General features: G+C 64.0%; 11 protein-coding genes and 1 tRNA gene. 6 read left to right on the forward strand and 6 right to left on the reverse strand.

Annotation, left to right across the window (positions count from 1 at the left end; genetic code table 11):
* Window positions 1-69: 69 nt before the first annotated feature.
* The 6 genes from trpB to trpE form a co-directional block, all read right to left on the reverse strand.
* Window positions 70-1,239, reverse strand: a complete 1,170-nt coding sequence (gene trpB, locus ACUM6F_RS10015) for a tryptophan synthase subunit beta (protein ID WP_425620882.1) — start codon at window positions 1,237-1,239, stop codon at window positions 70-72.
* Complete coding sequence (locus tag ACUM6F_RS10020; protein ID WP_445349138.1) at window positions 1,226-1,849, reverse strand: phosphoribosylanthranilate isomerase; 624 nt, start codon at window positions 1,847-1,849, stop codon at window positions 1,226-1,228. The genes trpB and ACUM6F_RS10020 overlap by 14 nt, the downstream gene beginning before the upstream one ends.
* Window positions 1,836-2,630, reverse strand: coding sequence for an indole-3-glycerol phosphate synthase TrpC (gene trpC, locus ACUM6F_RS10025; protein ID WP_425620884.1), 795 nt, complete (start codon window positions 2,628-2,630; stop codon window positions 1,836-1,838). The genes ACUM6F_RS10020 and trpC overlap by 14 nt, the downstream gene beginning before the upstream one ends.
* Complete coding sequence (gene trpD / locus ACUM6F_RS10030) at window positions 2,605-3,645, reverse strand: anthranilate phosphoribosyltransferase (protein ID WP_425620885.1); 1,041 nt, start codon at window positions 3,643-3,645, stop codon at window positions 2,605-2,607. Before trpD ends, trpC begins: the two co-directional genes overlap by 26 nt.
* A 148-nt stretch (window positions 3,646-3,793) precedes the next feature.
* Window positions 3,794-4,357: an anthranilate synthase component II gene (locus ACUM6F_RS10035; protein WP_425620886.1), complete on the reverse strand. Its 564-nt coding sequence runs from the start codon at window positions 4,355-4,357 to the stop codon at window positions 3,794-3,796.
* A gap of 12 nt (window positions 4,358-4,369) precedes the next feature.
* Window positions 4,370-5,863, reverse strand: a complete 1,494-nt coding sequence (trpE, locus tag ACUM6F_RS10040) for an anthranilate synthase component I (RefSeq protein WP_445349139.1) — start codon at window positions 5,861-5,863, stop codon at window positions 4,370-4,372.
* Between the two features lie 328 nt (window positions 5,864-6,191).
* Between trpE and rlmB the strand changes: the two genes are divergently transcribed.
* From rlmB to ACUM6F_RS10070, 6 genes are all read left to right on the forward strand, one after another.
* Window positions 6,192-6,917 carry a 23S rRNA (guanosine(2251)-2'-O)-methyltransferase RlmB gene (rlmB, locus tag ACUM6F_RS10045; protein ID WP_445349140.1) on the forward strand — a complete coding sequence of 242 codons (726 nt, stop codon included), beginning with the start codon at window positions 6,192-6,194 and terminating at the stop codon, window positions 6,915-6,917.
* Window positions 6,914-7,411 (forward strand): NYN domain-containing protein, encoded by a 498-nt coding sequence (locus ACUM6F_RS10050; RefSeq protein WP_425620889.1) that lies wholly within the window; start codon window positions 6,914-6,916, stop codon window positions 7,409-7,411. Before rlmB ends, ACUM6F_RS10050 begins: the two co-directional genes overlap by 4 nt.
* Window positions 7,412-7,518: 107 nt before the next feature.
* Window positions 7,519-8,163, forward strand: a complete 645-nt coding sequence (gene sigH / locus ACUM6F_RS10055; protein ID WP_445349141.1) for an RNA polymerase sporulation sigma factor SigH — start codon at window positions 7,519-7,521, stop codon at window positions 8,161-8,163.
* Between the two features lie 222 nt (window positions 8,164-8,385).
* Window positions 8,386-8,461, forward strand: a tRNA-Thr gene (locus tag ACUM6F_RS10060).
* Window positions 8,462-8,633: 172 nt separating this feature from the next.
* Window positions 8,634-10,901, forward strand: coding sequence for a sensor domain-containing diguanylate cyclase/phosphohydrolase (locus ACUM6F_RS10065; protein ID WP_445349142.1), 2,268 nt, complete (start codon window positions 8,634-8,636; stop codon window positions 10,899-10,901).
* A 46-nt stretch (window positions 10,902-10,947) separates the two neighbouring features.
* A complete protein-coding gene (locus ACUM6F_RS10070; protein ID WP_445349143.1) occupies window positions 10,948-13,416 on the forward strand; it encodes a diguanylate cyclase domain-containing protein in 2,469 nt (822 codons plus the stop codon).
* Window positions 13,417-13,446 lie beyond the last annotated feature (30 nt).

A 13,446-nucleotide genomic window follows, 5' to 3' on the forward strand; every position in this document is an offset into this window, starting at 1 on the left:
TGTAACCGTTTTTCATTGTCTGTGGTGCTGCATTTTGCAGCGTGAGGGTCTAACATCGAACATCGACGTTCAACTGTCCCTGACAGTTTGAACGTCCTTGTCTCCCCGCCCGGACAGGTTGACGAGGATCACCTTGTCCCGGTCAAGTTCTGCGGCCAGGCGGACGGCCTCGGCCAGGGCGTGGGCGCTCTCCAGCGCGGGGATGATCCCCTCCGTGCGGCTCAAAAGGGTGAAAGCCTGTAAAGCCTCGGTGTCGGTCACCGAAGTGTAGGTAACGCGGCCGGTGTCTTTAAGGTAGCTGTGTTCGGGTCCCACGCCGGGGTAGTCCAGGCCGGCCGAGATCGAATGGGCGATGAGGATTTGGCCGTTCCCGTCCTGGAGCGCGTAGCTCAGGGAGCCGTGGAGCACCCCCGGCCGGCCGGCCGCGAGGGTCGCCGCATGCTTCCCGGTCTCCAGCCCGTGCCCGGCGGCCTCGACGCCTACCAGACGCACGTCGTCGTCCAGGAAGGCAGCGAAGATGCCCATGGCGTTGCTCCCGCCCCCCACGCAGGCCACGACGGAGTCCGGCAGCCGCCCCAGGACGGCGAGGGACTGCTCACGCGCCTCCCGGCCGATAACGGCCTGGAAGTCGCGGACGATCCTCGGGTAGGGATGCGGGCCCGCGACCGAGCCGATCAGGTAGTGGGTGTCGCGGACGGTGGCCACCCAGTCGCGCAGGGCCTCGTTCATGGCGTCCTTGAGGGTGCGGCTGCCGGTGGTCACCGGGATGACGCGGGCCCCCAGGAGTTCCATGCGGAAGACGTTGAGGGCCTGCCGGCGCATGTCCTCTTCGCCCATGAAGATGTCGCAGGCCAGGCCGAAGAGCGCCGCCGTGGTAGCCGTGGCCACCCCGTGCTGTCCGGCGCCGGTCTCGGCGATCAGGCGGCGCTTGCCCATGCGCCGGGCGAGCAGGGCCTGGCCGATGGTGTTATTGATCTTGTGCGCCCCGGTGTGGTTGAGGTCCTCCCGTTTCAGGAAGATCCGGGCACCGCCGACATGCTCGGTCAGGCGACGGGCGTAATAGAAGGGGCTCGGCCGGCCGATATATTCTTTCCCGTAGCGTTCGACCTCAGCGATAAAGGCCGGGTCGTTCCGGGCCTCCTTGTAGGCCGCTTCCAGTTCTTCAAGGGCCGGCATCAGGGTTTCGGGGACGAACCGGCCCCCGTAAGGGCCGTAGTAGCCGCGTTCATTGGGGAGCATGAGCTGATCCTCCTTTGGCGCTGCGGATGAAGGCGCGGATTTTTTCGTGGTCTTTGGCGCCGCCGGTTTCCACCCCCGAAGAGACGTCCACAGCCCAGGGACGGACGGCGGCGACGGCCGAGGCGACGTTTTCCGGCGTCAGGCCCCCGGCCAGGACCAGGGGGCGCGGCCAGTCGAGGCCCCGGAGTTTCGCCCAGTCCAGGGCGCGCCCCGTGCCTCCCGCTTGACCGGGGACGAAAGTGTCGACCAGGACGGCCCGGACGTCGAAGCCCCGGATACGGGCAAGGTCATCGGGCCCGCAAAAGCGCAGGGCCTTGATCACCGGGCGGTCGAACGACGTACAGTAGTCCGGCGGCTCGTTTCCGTGGAACTGCAGGACCTGCAGGCCGCAGCGGGCGGCGATGGCCCTTACCGCTTCCGCCGGGGCGTCTACGAAGACCCCGACCGCGCAGACGAAGGGGGGCAGCCCGGCGATAATGGCCCGGGCCGCCTCCGGCTCGATGCGGCGCGGGCTGGGGGCGAAGACAAACCCCAGGGCGTCGGCGCCGGCCTCCACGGCCGCCTGCGCCGTGATTTCGTCCCGGATGCCGCAGATCTTAACCCGGACCATGCCCCGCACCTCCGCTTCCGCTCAGCTTGCGCACACTGGCGGCGATGTCCGGGGAGGCCATCAGGGCCTGCCCGACCAGGACGGCGTCCGCGCCCGCGCGGGCGGCCGCCAAGGCTTCATCCCGCGTGGCGATCCCGCTGGCGGCGACCAGGGTGATCCCCGGCGGGACCATCGGGGCCAGGCGGATAAAAGTCCCGGGGTCGCATTGCATTGTTTTCAGGTTGCGGTTGTTGACGGCCAGCAGCGTCGCCTCCGCGTCCAGGGCCTGCGCGAGTTCCCGTTCGTCGTGGACCTCGACCAGGGCCTCGATCTCCAGGGAACGGGCCAAGTCCAGGAGCTCGCGCAGGCTGCCGGCGTCCAGGGCGGCGACGATGAGCAGGACCGCGTCCGCTCCCAACGCCCACGCTTCGTAAACCTGGTAAGGGCTGATGATGAAATCTTTCCGCAGTATGGGCAGGCCGACGGCTGTACTAACCGCCCGCAGGTGGCCCGGGTGTCCCCGGAAAAACAGCGTGTCGGTCAGCACCGAGATCGCCGCCGCGCCGTTTTCCTCGTAGATACGGGCCACGGCCGCCGGGTCGCCGCAGGGGCGGATCGGTCCCGCGGAGGGGGAGGCCCACTTGATCTCGGCGATCAGGGCCGGGGCGGGTCTTTGCCGCAGGGCGGCGGCGAAGGGCCGGGGCGGCCGCGGGCGCCTTTGGCGCAGCAGGCTGTTCAGGGGCCGGGCGATCTTCCTTTCGGCGACCTCGATCCGCTTATGCTCCAGGATTTTGGCAAGCACCTTGAAGCCCTCCCGTAAAGGCTACAAATTCTTCCAGCTTGGCCAGTGCCGCCCCGCTGTCGATGGTGGCAGCGGCGAGCTCCACGGCCCCCGGCAGGCTTTCGGTCGCTCTTGAGGCCAGGAGCGCGAGGGCGGCGTTTAATACCACGGCGTCGCGCCGCGGTCCGGTTTCCCCGGCCAGGACGCTGCGCGTGATCGCGGCGTTGGCGGCCGGGTCCCCGCCGACGAGCGCCTCCAGGGGGGCGGGGGTGAAGCCCAGGTCGGCCGGATCAACCAGGCGGTATTCAATGCGATCTTCGGTAACCTCCCAGATCTGTGCCGGCCCCACGGTCGAGAATTCATCCAGCCCGCCGGCCCCGTGCACCACAAAGGCCCGGTCGACGCCGAGGCGGGCCAGCACTTCGGCTACCAGGGGAGCGGCTTCCGGGCTGTAGACGCCGAGGACCTGGGCCCGGGGACGGGCGGGGTTGGTCAGCGGTCCCAGGATGTTGAAGACGGTGCGGATGCCCAGTTCGCGGCGCGGTCCGGCGGCGTGGCGCATGGCGTGGTGCAGGCGCGGGGCGAAGAGGAAGGCCAGCCCGACCTCGTCGAGGCAGCGGCCCAGGTCCCGGGCGTCGAGCTCCAGGTTGGCGCCCAGGGCGCGCAAGAGATCGGCGCTCCCGCAGCGGCTGGAGACCGAGACGTTGCCGTGCTTCGCCACGGGGATCCCGGCCGCCGCGACGACGAAAGCCGCCGTGGTCGAAATGTTGAAGGTGTGCCGGCCGTCGCCTCCCGTGCCGCAGGTGTCAACGAGAAAGGGACGGCTGGTGTGAACGGGGGTGGCGTGGCGGCGCATGGACTTGGCGAACCCGGCTACTTCCTCGGCCGTCTCCCCTTTAAGGCGCAGGGCGGCCAGGAGCGCGCCTACCTGGGCCGCCGTGGCCTCCCCGGACATGATCCGGGTCATCACCTCTTCGGCCTCCTGCTGGCTCAAGTTCTTGCGGGCGATGACCCTGGCGATGGCTTCCTTGATCAAGTCTCATCTCTCCTTTGCTCGGCTGATTTCAGTCGTCGGTCTTCGGTCGTGGAAATCATTCAGTCAAGGGTTAGACTCTTTTCTTAAGAGCTTTTCAACGTCCGGTGCGCAATGCCCGGCGCCCAGCGCCTTTATTTCCCGGCAGGCCTCATCCGGCCAAGAAATTTTCCAGCAGCCGTTTGCCGTCCTCGGTCAGGATGGACTCGGGGTGGAACTGAACCCCTTCCACGGCGAACTCCCGGTGCCGCAGACCCATGATCAGCCCGTCGGGAGCGCGGGCGCTGATTTCCAGGCAGGCCGGCAGGGACTCCTCTGCGACGACGAGCGAGTGGTAGCGGGTAGCCGTAAACGGGTTCGGCAGGCCGCGAAAAACGGTCCGGCCGTCGTGGGAGATTAACGAGGTCTTGCCGTGGGCGGGGGCCGGAGCGCGGACCACCCTCCCCCCGAAGGCCTCCCCGATGGCCTGGTGGCCGAGGCATACGCCCAGGATGGGGACGCGCCCGGCCAGGCTGCGGACCAGGTCCAGACAGACGCCGGCCGTCGCGGGGGAACCGGGGCCGGGGGACAGGACGATGCGGGACGGCGCCAGCTCCTCGATCTCGGCGAGGCCGAGGCTGTCGTTGCGCCGGACGACGACCTCCGCCCCCAAGCCGCGGAGGTAATCGACCAGGTTGTAGGTGAAGGAGTCGTAGTTGTCGATCATCAGCAGCACGGAACCATCAACTCACTTTCCGATGGCCTGCACCAGGGCGGCGGCCTTATGGCTGACTTCCTGGAACTCCCTGTCGGGGTCCGAGTCGGCGACGATGCCCGCCCCGGCCTGGACGTAGGCCGTCCCGTCCTTGATCACCACCGTGCGGATGGCGATGCAGGTGTCGAGGTTGCCGGAGAGGCTCAGGTATCCGACCGCCCCCGCGTAGACGCCCCGCCGCGAGGGCTCCAGCTCTTCGATAATCTCCATGGCCCGGATCTTCGGCGCGCCGCTGACCGTGCCGGCCGGAAAAGCGGCGGCCAGGGCGTCCAGGGCGTCGAAGCCGGGCGCCAGTGCTCCTTCCACTTCGGACGTGATGTGCATGACGTGGGAGTAATACTCCACTTCCATCAACTGATTGACGCGCACCGAGCCCGGGAGACAGACGCGGGCCAGGTCGTTGCGGCCCAGGTCGACCAGCATGACGTGCTCGGCGCGCTCCTTGGGGTCGGCCAGGAGCTCGGCGGCGAGGGCCGCATCCTCGGCTGCGTCCCGCCCGCGGGGCCGCGTGCCGGCGATGGGCCTGGTAAAGACGCGGCCGTCTTCCACGCGGACGAGCATTTCCGGGGAAGCGCCCAGGACGACGTGGTCGTGCGCGTCCAGGTAGAACATGTAGGGCGAGGGGTTGAGGCTGCGTAGGCGTCGGTAGACCTGCAGCGGGGCTTCCTGCAGCGGCGCGGCCAGGCGGCGGGAGAGCACGGCTTGCAGGATGTCGCCGGCCAGGATGTATTCCCGCGTCCGGCGGACCATCGACGCAAACCGGGCGCGGTCCCCTCCGGACTGCGGGGCGGCCGCGGGCCGTTCCCAGGCCTCGGGCGACGAAACTTTCGCCGGCCTAGCCAGCAGTTCGCGGACGGCGGCGATGTCCATGCGGCCCGCGGCGTACGTTTGCGCCAGGTCGCCCTCGGCGGGGGCGTTGTGGATCGCCGTCAGGGTGTGGCGGAGGTGGTCGAAGACCAGGACCGTCCTGGGGAAGAGGAAGAAGCCGTCGGGCAGCCCCAGGTCGTCGGGATTAACGGACGGGAGCCGCTCCAGGCAGCGCGCAAAGTCGTAGGCCAGGTAACCCACCGCGCCCCCGTGAAAGCGCAGCGGCCGGGGAAAGGGGGCGGTGTTGTAGCGGGCCATCAGCCCGCGCAGGACGTCGAGCGGGTGTCCGTCAAGGACGGCGGTCTCCCCGTTCTTCCCGCTCAGGACCGATCGCCCGTCTTTGATGCGCAGCTCCCAGGCGGGCTCCAGGCCGATGAAGGAATAGCGGCCCATCCGCTCGCCGCCCTCGGCGCTCTCCAGGAGAAAGGCCGGTCTGCGCTCGGCGGAAAGTTTTTGAAAGACCGAGATCGGCGTCTCGGTGTCGACCAGCCACTCCTCGGCCAGGGGAATAACGTTGTAGGTCCGGGCCAGTTCCTGAAACTCTTCGTACCGGGGATAAATCATTTTCCCGCCTCCCAAAGAACAACGATCGTCATTCATCAAACCGCCAAGACGCCAAGCAAGCCGGCGGCCTTGGCGGTTTCACCGGCCGGTCAAAAAACAAAAGCCGACACTCAGCATGGCGAGCATCGGCCTGGACAGCGACCTCACTCCGCTCCGCTAAGCTCACTCTTGTTCCCGCCGAGGGGAACCTCCTCGTCTCGTCTCGCTAAACCTATTCAGTTGCCACAAACAGTAACATGCCGGACGGGCTGCTGTCAAGCCCAAATGGGGAAGATAAGGACAACATGAGGTATTAGGGGTCGCATGCGGCGGTTGATGTCGTTTATAATTTACCCAGGTTTTCGACCCCGTTGAGGTGACGAGAGTGGACGAGCTGGTCGTCGGGCGCAATCCGGTCCGCGAAGCGCTTAAAGGAAACCGCCCGGTGAATAAAGTCCTCTTAGCGCGCGGGATCAACCCCGCCGTGTGGCAGGAACTGATGCAGTTGGCCAGGGAGCGCGGCGTCCCGGTCCAGCCTGTCGAGCGCGTCGCCATCGAGCGCATCGCCAGGGGACAGGCGCACCAGGGCGTAGCGGCTTACCTGGCCCCGTACGCCTACGCGGAGGCCGAGGACCTCCTCAAGGACGCGCGGGAGCCTTTTATCGTTGTGTTGAACGGGATCCAGGACCCGCACAACCTCGGAGCCATTCTACGCACGGCCGACGCGGCCGGCGTAGACGGCGTGGTCATCCCCTCCCGGCGGGCGGCTCCGGTTTCGGCCACCGTGGTCAAGACCTCGGCCGGGGCGGTCGAGTACGTGAGGGTGGCCAGGGTCAACAACGTGGCCCGGGCGCTCAGGTATTTCAAGGAACGGGGCCTGTGGGTCGTGGGGGCCGAGATGTCCGGGAAAGTTGAATACTGGCGGGCCGACCTCCGGGGCCCCATTTGCCTGGTGATCGGGGGCGAGGAGTCGGGCCTGGGCCAGGTGGTGCGGGACGAATGCGATCTCCTGGTGAGGCTGCCGATGTTCGGCCGCGTCAATTCGCTGAACGCCTCGGTGGCCGGGGCGCTTCTGATCTACGAAGTGCTGCGCCAGAGGAGAACGCCGTGAAGGAGTATCTCCTGGTCGACGGGTACAACGTGTTATTCAACTGGCCGGAAACCGGGAAGTCGGCCGACCTCGACCACGCCCGGGCCAGGCTGGTCCTGCTGCTGGTCAACTATGCCGGGCTGACGGGCCAGGAGGTGATCGTCGTTTTTGACGCGCATCGCGTGCCCGGCGGGATCGCGCATTCCGAGAAGGTGGCCGGTGTGGAGGTGATCTTCACGGCCGAAGGGGAGACGGCCGACGCCGTCATCGAGCGGCTTTGCGGGCGGCTGGCGAAGGAGGGGACGGTGCGCGTGGTCACCGCCGACTGGGCGGAGCAGCGCATCGCCTTCGGGCAAGGGGCCTACCGGATGCCGCCGAGGGAGTTCTGGGCCATGCTGCGCGAGATCGACAGCAAGAAGCTCCTGTCGAGCGGCGAAAAACCCGCCGACGGTTACCTGGAGAACCGCCTGGACGAAGAGGTACGCCGGGCTCTGGAAGCCCTAAGACGGCGCTGAAGCAGAAGCGTCCTTGTAGACGCTTGTGCTTGACGGGCTTTTCCCCCCTCGTTATAATTAACAATGTAAGCATCCCGCCTTTATCCCAATAAGTGGAGGCGATATTTTTGAGCCTCAGTGTTCAGCAAGAGTCCCTTTCCTCTTACCAATCCCTGAATGACGAAGAAATTGTAGGATTTGCGCGGGACGGTGACACCGAAGCTCTAGAATATTTGATCAATAAGTACCGCCATTTTGTCAGGGCCAAAGCGCGCTCGTACTTTTTGATCGGCGCGGATCGCGAGGACATTATCCAAGAAGGCATGATCGGCCTTTACAAGGCCATCCGTGATTTCCGGCTGGACAAGCTTTCGTCCTTCCGGGCCTTCGCCGAACTCTGTATCACCCGGCAGATCATCACCGCCATCAAGACGGCGACGAGGCAAAAACACATTCCTCTCAATTCATACGTTTCCCTGAACAAACCCATTTACGACGAGGATTCCGACCGCACCCTCCTCGACGTGATCTCCGGTTCCAAGATCACCGACCCGGAAGAACTGGTGATCAGCCGCGAAGAGTTCGACGACATAGAGGGTAAAATCGGCGAACTGCTTAGTTCGTTGGAATGGAAGGTGCTGATGTCCTACCTGGATGGCAAGTCCTACCAGGAGATCGCCGAGGACCTCCAGCGCCACGTCAAGTCGATCGACAACGCGCTCCAACGCGTCAAACGCAAGCTCGAAAAGTATTTGGAGAAACGCGAAGCCTAGTTAGTTAACCAAGAAACGGAGCCGTTCGGGCTCCGTTTTTCGTCAGCCCCAAGCCGATCATCTGCAGGGTCGCCCTCCTTTGCTTTCACGGGAACGGCCTGAGTGCCGGGCGATCTTGACACGGGCCGCGGCCGTTTGCTACATTAATCTTGCGCTGGAGTGCGGGTGACGCTTTCGGGGCGGTGTCCGAAAGCGCGGGGGATGTGGTATAATGAAACGTACGCTGGTGTAGCTCAACCGGCAGAGCAGCTGATTTGTAATCAGCAGGTTGCAGGTTCGATTCCTGTCACCAGCTCCATAACGCCTTTAAAGGCAAGGTTTCGCGGTGGAAACCTTGCCTTTTTGTCAGTTTATCGCCCTGGACGATTGTCAATTTTATCAAGCGCGTAGGAGAATGTCCAAACTCCGCGAATAATCTCAAGTGGCAGTTTATGGCTCGGGCCGTTCCCCCCACTCTGGAGAAGGGTCGGATGACGTTGCTTGAAATCCAAAGACACTTGGGAATCATCCTGGATTCCGTCCAGAGCGGGATCGTGGTTATTGATCCCAGAACGCATGTCGTTGTCTACGCTAACCGTGCGGCCGTGGAAATGATCGGCGTCCCCAAGGGGGAAGTCGTCGGTTCCCCATGCCATAACTTCATCTGCCCCGCCGAGAAGGGCGGTTGCCCGATCACCGATCTGGGGCAGACGATAGACTATTCCGAACGCATACTTATCGGCCGGGGCGGTACACCCATGCCCATCATCAAGACCGTGGTTCCCGTATGGCTCGGCGGCCGGGAGTACCTGGTCGAAAGTTTTACCGACATCACCGCCTACAAGCAGGTCGAGGAGGAGCGCAACCTGCAGAGGGCCTATTTCCAGCAGCTTTTCATGAACTCCCCCCAGGGTATCGTCCTGCTCGATAACGCCGACAGGGTCGTAGAGGCCAACAAGGCTTTTGAGGAGCTTTTCCAGTACACCGTCGACGAGATCAGGGGGCGCCCGATCAACGAGATCATCGTCCCGGACAACCTGGTCGACGAGGCGACCGCCCTGTCCCACGCCGTCATAAGCGGGGGGGTCATCCAGAGAGAGTCCGTGCGCAGGCGCAAGGACGGCAGCCTGGTGGCGGTGTCCGCCATCGGGTACCCGATCGTGCTCGACGGCAAGCAGGTCGGGATTTACGCTATATACAGCGACATCAGCGAGCGCAAGCGGGCGGAGGAGAAGCTGCGGGCCGCGCACCGGCAGCTCCTGGACATCATCGACTTTCTGCCGGACGCCACCTTCGTCATCGACCAGGAAAAGAAAGTTATCGCCTGGAACCGGGCCATCGAGGAGATGACGGGGGTGCTCAAGGAAGACATTATCGGCCAGGGCGATTACGCTTACGCCGTTCCGTTTTACGGGGAACGGCGGCCGGTTCTGGTCGACCTTATCGGCCTGGAGGACGACCTCAGGAAGATAGAAGAGAAATACGAGTACGTGGAGAGAAAGGCCAACACTCTGATCGCCGAGGTCTTCGTTCCGAAGCTGAACCAGGGACGGGGGGCCTTCCTGTGGGCGACGGCTTCCCCCCTCTACGACAGCGACGGAAAACTGGCCGGGGCCATCGAATCCATCCGCGACATCACCGAGCGCAAACAGATGGAACAGCAACTGAAGTACTTGAGCCTGCACGACGCCCTGACCGGCCTCTACAACCGCACCTATTTCGAGCAGGAGATGCGCCGTCTCGCCGCCGGGCGCCACGCGCCGGTGGGCATCATCATCTGCGACCTCGACGCCTTGAAGTTCATCAACGACACGCTCGGACACGACGCCGGCGACGCCCTTCTCGTGGCCGCGGCCAACGTGATCAAAAGCTGTTTCCGCACCGGCGACATGGTGGCCCGGATCGGGGGCGACGAGTTCGCCGTTTTGCTGCCCAACAGCGATCAGGAGGCCGTGCAGGCGGCCTGCCTGCGGATCGAAGAGGCCGTTGCCGAATACAACAGTCGCGACCCGGAGATCCCGCTGAGCATTTCCATCGGGTTTGCCGTCGGGGGCGAAGGGCTGAACGACCTGAGCGAGCTGTTCAAAGAAGCCGACAACAACATGTACCGGGTGAAGCTGCACCGCAGCGAGAGCACCCGCAGCGCCGCCGTCAAGATACTCCTTAAAGCGTTGGAGGAGAAGGATTTCATCACCGGGGGGCACGCCGAGCGCCTGCAGGCCCTGGTCGTCGCGCTCGGCAAGGCCGCCGGCGTGCCCAAAAACAGGCTTAAAGATTTGCGCCTGCTGGCCCAGTTCCACGACATCGGCAAGGTGGGCATACCGGACGGCATCTTATTCAAGCCCGGGCCCCTGACGGCCGAGGAAACCGCTGAAATACGGCGGCATGCCGAGATCGGCTACCGCATCGCGCAGTCCATGCCCGACCTGGTGCTGATCGCCGATTGGATTTTAAAACACCACGAATGGTGGAACGGCGAAGGGTATCCCCTGGGGCTGAAAGGAGAAGAGATCCCGCTGGAGTGCCGCATCCTGGCCATCGCCGACGCCTACGACGCGATGACCAGCGACCGGCCGTACCGCAAGGCGATGTCCCGCGAAGGGGCCCTGGCCGAGCTCAGGCGGATGGCCGGAACGCAGTTCGACCCGCAGCTCGTGGAAAAGTTTGCCGAGCTCTTAAGGAACGGGACGGTTTTTGACGATCAGACTGTGGGAAGAAACTGTCCGAATACATCTTGTCGTGCCGAAGAGCCCTTGTGAACCTGCTTTCCCGGTTTTTACAGCCTGCCGTTTGGGGGCGTTAGCTTTGACAATTCGCCGGAAAACGCTGCTGATCGTTGCCCTGGCCCTTGCGTTTTTGGTGACTGTTCTCTACTGCGCTTTCCAGAACGTTGTCCTGAAGGGTTTCGCGCGGCTGGAAGAGCAGTTTGTCCGCCGCAATGTCGAACGGGCGCTCGACGCTCTGGAGAACAACATCGCCACCCTGGACGGCACGGCCGTCGACTGGGCCGCCTGGGACGATACGTACGTCTTTGTGCAGGACGCCAACGCGGCATACGTGAGAGCCAATCTCTCGGCGGAGACCTTTAAGAACCTCCGGATCAACCATTTGCTCATCGTGGATTCTTCTGCCCGTACAGTCTTCGGCAGAAGCATGGATGCCGGCGGCGAGCGCGTGCTGCCGGTGCCGGAAAGCCTGAAGAAACATCTGGCTGCCGGCGGGCCGCTTTTGTCCGGCCCTGGCACCGGAAGCGGCGTAGCAGGCCTGTTGGTCCTGCCCGAGGGCCCCGTGCTGGTCGCTTCGCGTCCCATCCTGACCAGCACCAAGGAGGGGCCGGCCAGAGGCTCGCTGATTATAGGCCGCTGGCTCGACGCCGGGGAGATTGAGCGCCTGGCTGCGATCACCCACCTTTCTCTAGCCGTTCATTCGATCCGCGATGCCGCGGTACCGGCGGATTTTGTGAAGGCCCGGACCCGCCTGACCGGGGACGCTCCTGTGTTTGTCAGCGTGCTCGATGACAGGTCAGTTGCCGGATACGCTCTGGTGAAGGACATTTACGGAAAGCCGGCCCTCATTATGCGGGTGCATATGCCGCGGGACATATACAGGCAGGGGCAGGCGACGGTAGGGCTTCTTGTTCTCTCGCTTCTGGCGGTAGGCCTGGTATTCAGCGGTGTCATGATGATACTGCTGGACCGGGCGGTGCTGTCCCGGGTCGCCCGGCTGAGCAGGGACGTGGGTGAGATAACCGCCGCAGGCGATTCCTCATTGCGGCTGGCTGCCGCTGCCGGGCAGGACGAACTCTCGGGACTTGCCCGGGAGATCAACGGGATGCTTAAAGCCCTGGATGCCTCCCGGCAGGAGATCAAAGAGCGGGAGAGCCGGCTTCACCTCATCCTGGATTCCATCAACTGCGGCACTGTCCTCATTGATGAGGATGAACACAGAATCGTCGACGTCAACCGCGCCGCCCTGGAAATGATCGGCGCGCCCAGGGAAGAGATCATTGGCAGGGTGTGCCACGAGTTCATCTGCCCCGCGGAGAAGGGGAAATGCCCGATCACCGACCTCGGACAGGATGTCGACCGGTCGGAACGCGTGCTCATCACCGCTCAGGGCCGGAGAATCCCCATTATCAAGAGTGCGGTGCCTCTAATCCTGAAGGGCAAAAAGTACCTTCTCGAAAGCTTCCTGGACATCACCGAGCGCAAGCGCATGGAAGAGCAGCTGAAATACTTGAGCCTGCACGACTCTCTGACGGGATTGTACAACCGCACCTATTTCGAGCAGGAGATGCGGCGTCTGGCGGACGGGCGCCACGCGCCGGTGGGCCTCATCATCTGCGACCTCGACGCCTTAAAGTTCGTTAACGACACCATGGGGCACGACGCCGGCGACGCCCTGCTCGCGGCGACTGCCGACGTCCTCCGGAAGTGTTTCCGCGCCGGGGACATGGTGGCCAGGATAGGGGGTGACGAGTTCGCCGTTTTGCTGCCCAACAGCGATCAGGAGGCCGTGCAGGCGGCCTGCCTGCGGATCGAAGAGGCCGTTGCCGAATACAACAGTCGCGACCCGGAGATCCCGCTGAGCATTTCCATCGGGTTTGCCGTCGGGGGCGAAGGGCTGAACGACCTGAACGAGCTGTTCAAAGAAGCCGACAACAACATGTACCGGGCCAAGCTGCAGCGGAACGAGGGCACCCGCGGCGCCGCCGTCAAGATACTCCTTAAAGCGTTGGAGGAGAAGGATTTCATCACCGGGGGGCACGCCGAGCGCCTGCAGGCCCTGGTCATTGCGCTGGGCAAGGCGGTGGGTGTGCCCAAAAACAGGCTTAAAGATTTGCGCCTGCTGGCCCAGTTCCACGACATCGGCAAGGTGGGCATACCGGACGGCATCTTATTCAAGCCCGGGCCCCTGACGGCCGAGGAAACCGCTGAAATACGGCGGCATGCCGAGATCGGCTACCGCATCGCGCAGTCCATGCCCGACCTGGTGCTGATCGCCGATTGGATTTTAAAACACCACGAATGGTGGAACGGCGAAGGGTATCCCCTGGGGCTGAAAGGAGAAGAGATCCCGCTGGAGTGCCGCATCCTGGCCATCGCCGACGCCTACGACGCGATGACCAGCGACCGGCCGTACCGCAAGGCGATGTCCCGCGAAGAGGCTCTGGCCGAGCTGCAAAAGGGCGCCGGAAAGCAGTTTGACCCGGAATTGGTGCGGAAGTTTGTACATGTCCTTACCAAGCCGCATCAAGGACCACTGACTTTCTAAAAGATCTATTAATAAATTAAATAATGTTCA

It is taken from the genome of Desulforudis sp. DRI-14 (assembly GCF_052618305.1).